Below are 6,668 nucleotides of genomic sequence, written 5' to 3' on the forward strand. Positions count from 1 at the left end.
GGGAAGGGGAAGGGGAATTAGGGCTAGGGAAATCGATCACCCGATCGACTCAGCACAGATGGGATGAATTAAAGCAATTTCTTCGTAAAACTTATTATTGCTATCCCAGTAACCCAGTATTTTGTAATTGCAGGATTCTAAATGTTGGGTTGCGAGGTGATTTATATGAATAGGTTCTAAGATTTTAGCAAGTTCATCCCAATGATTGGGTAGAGATTCCATTGGGTTGTGTGCGCTCGGGATTCTTTGACTATACCAAAGAGCGATCGCACTTCAATCATATAAGGGCGATCGCTCTTTCAGCACCTAAGTCAATTCTCAGAAATACCAGAGCAACATAGCCAGTGCCTAGCATTCTCAGGTCATAGATTTAAAAGACTATTGGGGTTTAGCTGCTTCAACTATAGCCTGAACCATCTTAATCGCCTCTTTGATAGGTATTTGACCAATTTCGACCTTTCTCATTAAATCCTGAGCATCTTGAGGACTAATTAGATTAAGCCTAACTGGTTCTTTCAACGAAACGATAAATTTTGTCTTGTCACTGTCTTCAAGCTTAGATGCTCTTTCTTTTTCTTCAACCTTTCTTAGCTGTTCTTTTAACTGTTTGAGAATTTCTGCTTTTTTCCCTTCGTTATAAGTGCCATCAAAAAAGATCCTCTTTGCTCCAACGAGAGCTGCTGCACCTAATGCTGCACCGCCAACAACCAATCCTACTGGGGGTGCAACCGCTATTAGCCCAAAAAATATGGCTTGACCGCCGAAAGCCGCAACAGCCGCGCCAGCAGCACCAGCACCTACCACGCCAACCCCAACATCAGCTAAAATTCCTAGCTTATCATCAGGATTTTTTTCCAATTGCTCGATCGCTTTAAGGATTTGCTCCTTAGTTACGGTTTTATTTCCTGACATATTAAGCCTCTTGATTTTTTCAGGTTGTGTTTTTTAAGCAGTGATAACGTTGCGAAAAACTGCATTGAAAACATCAATCAGTAGTTGAAAAAACAATCGGGCGATTTGAATAAAGTCTTGTGTTACTCCAACTATGCCATCTACTTGACGGTAGCCTTGATCTAGTCTATGTCCCGCGATCGCACCAACAGTTATACCTAGCACTGCTGCCAATGGCGCTAACACTGGGCCGATAAATGGTACTGAACTTGCCAATAGTCCCACAGCAGCTCCTAGAGCAATGCCCGTAGCTAAATTAGGATGTGCCTTGACAAACTCGATAATTTGGATCAGAACAATTTTCCCTACAGCCAAAACTTTGTTACCAGCTTTTTTCGTGTAGCTAGCCAACTCGTGCAATCTGATGGTGACTTCGTGGGGCAAGCCGCTATCATTTAACCAGACATACAACTCGCTACTACTCATTGAATCGGCATCTACTTGCCAGAGAGCCATTTTTAAGTTTGCTTGGGGGAGGGATAATGGTTGTGCAGTCATTTTTTTCCTATGGGAAAGCTATAATATTGCCTCTTAAAGATGATTGTGACTATAAAAACTAAGTCTTGTCAAGTCGAAGAAAGTCCAAAGTATTGGGAAGCCAAAAACCATGTCACTCACATAAACCCAAGTAACTTATACTGAAGCTCAGACCAATCTCGATGAACTGTGCGAACAAGTCATAAGCGATCGCGATGCCATCATCACCCGCTCTGACGGCGAAAATGTAGCCTTAATTGCCACTGACGAATTGGCAAGCTTAATAGAGACAGTATATCTGCTGCGATCGCGTGTTGATTACTTATGAAGCATTTGGTCTTATTTCTTATCTAGTAATCAACTTACCTTGATTTCTTGCGGCCTCAATTACATTACGGTTAGCAGTAAAAACTTTGATGCCAGGAACAGTCACATAATCACCATCATCAGTAATTACTTGAACTACCCCTGCTTTATCCATTGCTTCCAGAAATAGCAGATCGTAGCCATCTAAAAGTTGAGTTTGAAATCGGGTTAAAGATGCGTTAGTCGTAGTTTCATCAATAGTTACATCAGTCGATACAGCAATAGATGTTACCTGACCCCAAGCGGCTATAACTTCAGCTACTACGTTAGCTCTCTCTGTTGGCTCGTTATGGCGATATTCTTTTGTGTTTAATCTAGTCGAAAAAATTTCTCGTTCCGCTTTTTCAATACTATGTGCTAACTCTGCCAAAGAAAGCCCACAATATAAAAGCAATCCTTGAGCAGAAATAATTTTTGTTAAATAAGCAGGATAATGATTTATTTGATAGGGAGGAGGAGAGGTACTGGCTTGAGTGTAAGTCAGCCAGTACCAGACATTAGTATCTACCAGAAAAATGTCATCTTTTTGAGGTGTGTCAAACTGGATATTAACTACCTCAGCCTTGACTGTATATTGGATTGCCATTATACATTTCCCACCTGTTGGCTGACAATTTCATTAATTGCATTGCGGGTTGCATCATCTGCTGCGTAGTAGCGTTTTGAGTTCTTAATCACCTGTTTGAGTATTTGATTGCCTACACTATTAAGATGAGAAAATGTCAGCAGACGGTTTAAAGTGTCTGGGGAGATATCCCTAAGTAGCTGTCCAATGGCAAAATTGAAGAACGGAGATGCAAAAATCTCTACACCAGCAAAGTCAAGCTCTACAGCGTGCTCTGCCCGTAGTTCGGGGTATGTCAACTCATACACCTTCATACCGTCATCGGGTGTCATGCAAGTTTTCCCAATCAAAGTGCCAATCTTGTAAGATTTCATATTTCAGAAGTTCCCTCAGAAAAGTGGGGCGTCGCCGTCGGTGTCAGAAGCCAGCACATAAATGGCTTCATCACATTGGAGGGTAATGTTAACCAGTGTCCCTGCGAAAAAGGTTGGGCGATTTTGGTAAGTTTCCTCATCTTTGTTAATCAGGACATACCCATTGTGACTGAAAAACTCCAACTTTCCTCTATTCATCTTTACAAATCTTTTCAGAGAGTCAAGTCCAACGCCCCCAGTTACATTACCGCGTCTGGTGGTATTTCCGGCTTCAAATGCCCATTTTAGGGCTTCGTCTGCTGGTAAATCCGAGAGTTTTCGGAATAGGCGCACATTTTGGGGAATCCCAACACCGAAGTCAATCACAGTGAGTTTTAGTTCCTTTTTTTTAGGGTAGTGCTGTCCACAGCTAAAGACTCCGATTTCTGTTTGCCCATGCTCAAAGGCGTTAGCGTATATCTCCCAAACAGTTCCTACGATGACGTTTTGCAATTTTTGACTTATATCAACCCAGTCTCGTCCTAGCCATTTTTCTCCTAGGTAGTCAACCAAGCCATCTTTATCTTGTTTTTTATCTTGTCGATAAGGGATAGAATTACCCTGCCAAGGTTCTTTATTCTCACAAAAAGTATACATAAATCCGTTTTGTTCAAGATTCATTTTTATGTTCTTATGAATACTATCCCAATTAATGTTTAATTTTATCGAGCGGGATTGAATGAGACGAATCAATCCTCCCAGAAAAGCTACGGCATTTTGTCTGAGAAAAAAACATTTAGAAAAGTCAATAATTACTTCTGAGCAATCCTCATTTAGTTGCTCCGAAAGCTGAAACAGATTGTCAAAATCGTTCAGATCATCATTGATTGTAGGGATGTTAAGAGTCACGCTCATAATTATTCTATGGAAGGCTTGATCCAGAAAGAACTTTAGTAAAATATCAATCAGCCGATGATCGCACTGTCAACCTCTGCGGTTCAATTCCCCCTACCTAGCCCGCACAACCAACACCGAACAAGGAGCCTCAGCCACAACCTCAGCACTCACCGAACCCTCCAAAATCCGCTTCAAACCAGTCAAACCCCGACAGCCGATCGCAATTAAATCCGCTTTATAAATATTCGCCAAACGCAAAATCTCCTCGGCCGGTTCCCCCGAAACAATCTCTAACTCGCTCTGGCAAGGCAACTTTTGCTGATAAGATTGCAACAACTTCTCCACTTCTCGGTAAGCAATCTCATTTCCCTGAGCATGAGGTCGATCGACCACCGCATCAAAATCCGACATCCCAGAACTCACAACATGAACTAAAATCACCTTAGCCGTCGGTTCTAGCTGAAATTGCCCTACAACTTGCAATACCTGAGTCGCTAACTCTGAATTGTCGATCGCCACCAAAACAGTATTCAACACCGTGCCCCTTTAAATTTCAGATATTACATATTCAATTTTTCGTTAGCTGATGATGACAAGTCAAAGTTATGAACTTCAACACTCTCAAACCCCATCAAAGATTTTGGTTGGGGATTCTTGCATTAAGATGCTTTAGCTTCCAAAGACTAGCTTTAGACTTTATACCAAATCCCTCTTAAAAACCCCTTTATTTTTCAGTATCCGATTGCGCCGACGAAAGTCTTTGTAGCGGCGGTTTCAACCGCCGGTACCGCCAATCTACAATTTCACTAAAATCTAAAATTCACTCTTTCCCTCATTTTCAGTCCGCAACCGCACCGAATCAGCATGAGAAGGAAGCCCTTCTGCTTCGGCCAACACATCAATCGCCTTACTCACCTTCTTCAGCGCCGTCGGCGAATATTGAATCAAACTCGAATGCTTCATAAAAGTTTCCACACCCAGCGGCGAAGCATAGCGCGCCGCCCCAGAAGTCGGCAAAGTGTGATTCGGGCCCGCCAAATAATCACCCACAGCTTCCGGCGTAGACAAGCCCAAGAAAATCGCCCCAGCGTGGCGAATTTGGTCGAGCAAATCCCAGGGATCTGTCACTTGCAATTCCAAGTGTTCGGGAGCAAACTCATTAGACAGTTCCGCCGCCGCCTTGAGAGAGTCAACCACTACCACTAAACCGTAATTGACGATCGCCTTTTCCGTCAAAATCCGGCGCGAGTGATTTACCAACTGTCTGTCAACCTCAGCCACCACCTTTCTCGCCAGCACCGAATCCGCCGTCAGCAAAATTGCCGACGCCATCGAATCGTGCTCGGCTTGCGCCAACATATCCGCAGCTACGTGTACCGGATTCGCCGAACTATCAGCAATAATCAGCACCTCCGAGGGTCCCGCCAGAGAATCGATCCCCACAGTTCCGTAAACCAATTTTTTCGCCAGGGTGACATAAATATTCCCCGGCCCAGTAATTAAATCCACCTTGGGAATACTTTCCGTACCGTAGGCCAAAGCCGCGATCGCCTGCGCCCCGCCCACCCGATAAATTTCATCAACTCCCGCTTCTTGAGCCGCTACGAGCACCGCAGGATTCATTCTCTTTTCCTGCCCGGGGGGAGTACACATCACAAGTCTAGGCACCTTGGCGACTTTCGCAGGCACCGCATTCATGATTACCGAGCTCGGATAGGATGCCTGACCGCCAGGAATGTAAATTCCCGCGCGATCGACTGCAGTGTAGCGCTTGCCCAAAACAACCTCGTCATCACCAAACTGCACCCAAGACTTGGGGACGCGCTGTCGGTGAAACGCCTCTACCTGTTTGCAAGCTGTGCGGATAGCATTTAATAATTCTTTCGATACCTGTTGGTAAGCAGCATCCAATTCGGCGCCGCTCACCCGCAAATCTTCCGCATTTAGCGTCATGCGATCGAATTCAGCAGTGTAGTGCAGCAGGGCCCAATCGCCTCTGCGCCTTACAGCTTGCAGCACCTCCCGCACGGTGGCTTCTTTGTGAACAACAAGTTCGTCATGGGTGCGATCGCAGATTCGTCGCAGTTCAGCTTGTGCCTCAACCCACTGAGTAATAATTCGCAGCATGGAGATTAGGAATGCCGTCAATATTTCACTAACATTTGCTTGACAATTGGGGATTTTTGTGTCTATATCCTGAAAAACTATGCCCAACCAGTCCACAAGCTTAAACTGCCAGACTCGCGGCATTTTCAAAGGCTTCAGTGCAGGGTTTAAGTCTCTGTCGGGATTTAAACCCTGCACTGAGGACAAGCCACAACCTTGATTAGGAATTGCTCCCCAGAGAACCGGGTACGCAGCCAGAAGCCAGAGGGAGAGAGGGAAGCAGGAGGAGGCGAGAGTAGGGGAATTTTTTCCCTCCAGCTTCAGGCTTCTTCGTTTTTTTCCCTCCAGCTTCAGGCTTCTTCCTTCCTACTTCGATGAGCGCTTCTTGCCGAAGCCCAAATAACCCGTATTCTTTGTTATATCTTAACTTGGATTTTTCCGGGAATGGGATTTTAAGCAGAATCGATGTTATATTAGTTTTTCCAACACCCGATCGTTTTTATAAAAAACGCCAAATTATTGTATAATTGAAAATTGCGCGCAAGACGTGACTTTAACTCGTGACGCTGGAAACCCCGCAACACGCCTCCCTAACACCTGTACCATACCTTTGGATATCGTCAGGAGTATAAAATTGGCAGTTAAATGAGTCAATAAAAAATTATTGCGTCGCCCAAAAGTAGCCACAGACTCAGTTCAATCTGAGCCAGCGGTATTGGCTGTCTGACCTGCTCAAAAACAGAAGCCCCCGACAAGAGTCGTGTCGTGAGTCGTGAAGATCCTAAACAGATTTTAGACGAAGAGTTCCTGATCCCAGATTAATCTGTAGACTAAATCTCAAATCGACAGACTCAGCCTTCAAAAATCCAGCTTTTTGTGGCTCGCTCCCGAAAAGCTTGTCCTGCAAAATTCCCGTGTCTCGATACAGTCTCCAGACGGGGTTGTATCAATGA

8 protein-coding genes and 1 pseudogene are annotated in these 6,668 nt (G+C 44.5%); 1 reads left to right on the forward strand and 8 read right to left on the reverse strand.

Going from position 1 to position 6,668, the window contains the following annotated elements; all coding sequences use genetic code 11:
- Positions 1–36 precede the first annotated feature (36 nt).
- The 3 genes from IQ270_RS26595 to IQ270_RS26605 all read right to left on the reverse strand — a co-directional run bounded on the left by IQ270_RS26595 (position 37) and on the right by IQ270_RS26605 (position 1,449).
- Positions 37–222, reverse strand: coding sequence for a hypothetical protein (locus IQ270_RS26595; RefSeq protein ID WP_193976168.1), 186 nt, complete (start codon positions 220–222; stop codon positions 37–39).
- A gap of 156 nt (positions 223–378) precedes the next feature.
- Positions 379–912, reverse strand: a complete 534-nt coding sequence (locus tag IQ270_RS26600; RefSeq protein WP_193976169.1) for a hypothetical protein — start codon at positions 910–912, stop codon at positions 379–381.
- A gap of 33 nt (positions 913–945) precedes the next feature.
- Complete coding sequence (locus IQ270_RS26605; protein ID WP_193976170.1) at positions 946–1,449, reverse strand: DUF2273 domain-containing protein; 504 nt, start codon at positions 1,447–1,449, stop codon at positions 946–948.
- A 139-nt stretch (positions 1,450–1,588) separates the two neighbouring features.
- On the opposite strand from IQ270_RS26605, the pseudogene IQ270_RS26610 reads away from it, so the two are divergent.
- Positions 1,589–1,756, forward strand: a pseudogene (locus IQ270_RS26610) (type II toxin-antitoxin system Phd/YefM family antitoxin); the annotation flags it as partial.
- A gap of 18 nt (positions 1,757–1,774) precedes the next feature.
- Here the strand turns inward: IQ270_RS26610 and IQ270_RS26615 are convergent.
- The 5 genes from IQ270_RS26615 to hisD all read right to left on the reverse strand — a co-directional run bounded on the left by IQ270_RS26615 (position 1,775) and on the right by hisD (position 5,736).
- Positions 1,775–2,380, reverse strand: a complete 606-nt coding sequence (locus IQ270_RS26615) for a hypothetical protein (protein ID WP_193976171.1) — start codon at positions 2,378–2,380, stop codon at positions 1,775–1,777.
- On the reverse strand, positions 2,380–2,733 hold the full coding sequence (locus tag IQ270_RS26620; RefSeq protein WP_193976172.1) for an STAS-like domain-containing protein: 354 nt from the start codon (positions 2,731–2,733) through the stop codon (positions 2,380–2,382). Before IQ270_RS26620 ends, IQ270_RS26615 begins: the two co-directional genes overlap by 1 nt.
- A 15-nt stretch (positions 2,734–2,748) precedes the next feature.
- A complete protein-coding gene (locus tag IQ270_RS26625; protein ID WP_193976173.1) occupies positions 2,749–3,627 on the reverse strand; it encodes an ATP-binding protein in 879 nt (292 codons plus the stop codon).
- Between the two features lie 93 nt (positions 3,628–3,720).
- The gene (locus tag IQ270_RS26630) at positions 3,721–4,146 is read right to left on the reverse strand and encodes a universal stress protein (protein WP_193976174.1); all 426 of its coding nucleotides are present in this window, start codon (positions 4,144–4,146) and stop codon (positions 3,721–3,723) included.
- Between the two features lie 276 nt (positions 4,147–4,422).
- The gene (hisD, locus tag IQ270_RS26635) at positions 4,423–5,736 is read right to left on the reverse strand and encodes a histidinol dehydrogenase (protein ID WP_193976175.1); all 1,314 of its coding nucleotides are present in this window, start codon (positions 5,734–5,736) and stop codon (positions 4,423–4,425) included.
- Between the last annotated feature and the right edge of the window lie 932 nt (positions 5,737–6,668).

It is taken from the genome of Microcoleus sp. LEGE 07076, from assembly GCF_015207455.1.
In the GTDB taxonomy this organism is placed as follows: domain Bacteria; phylum Cyanobacteriota; class Cyanobacteriia; order Cyanobacteriales; family Microcoleaceae; genus Microcoleus.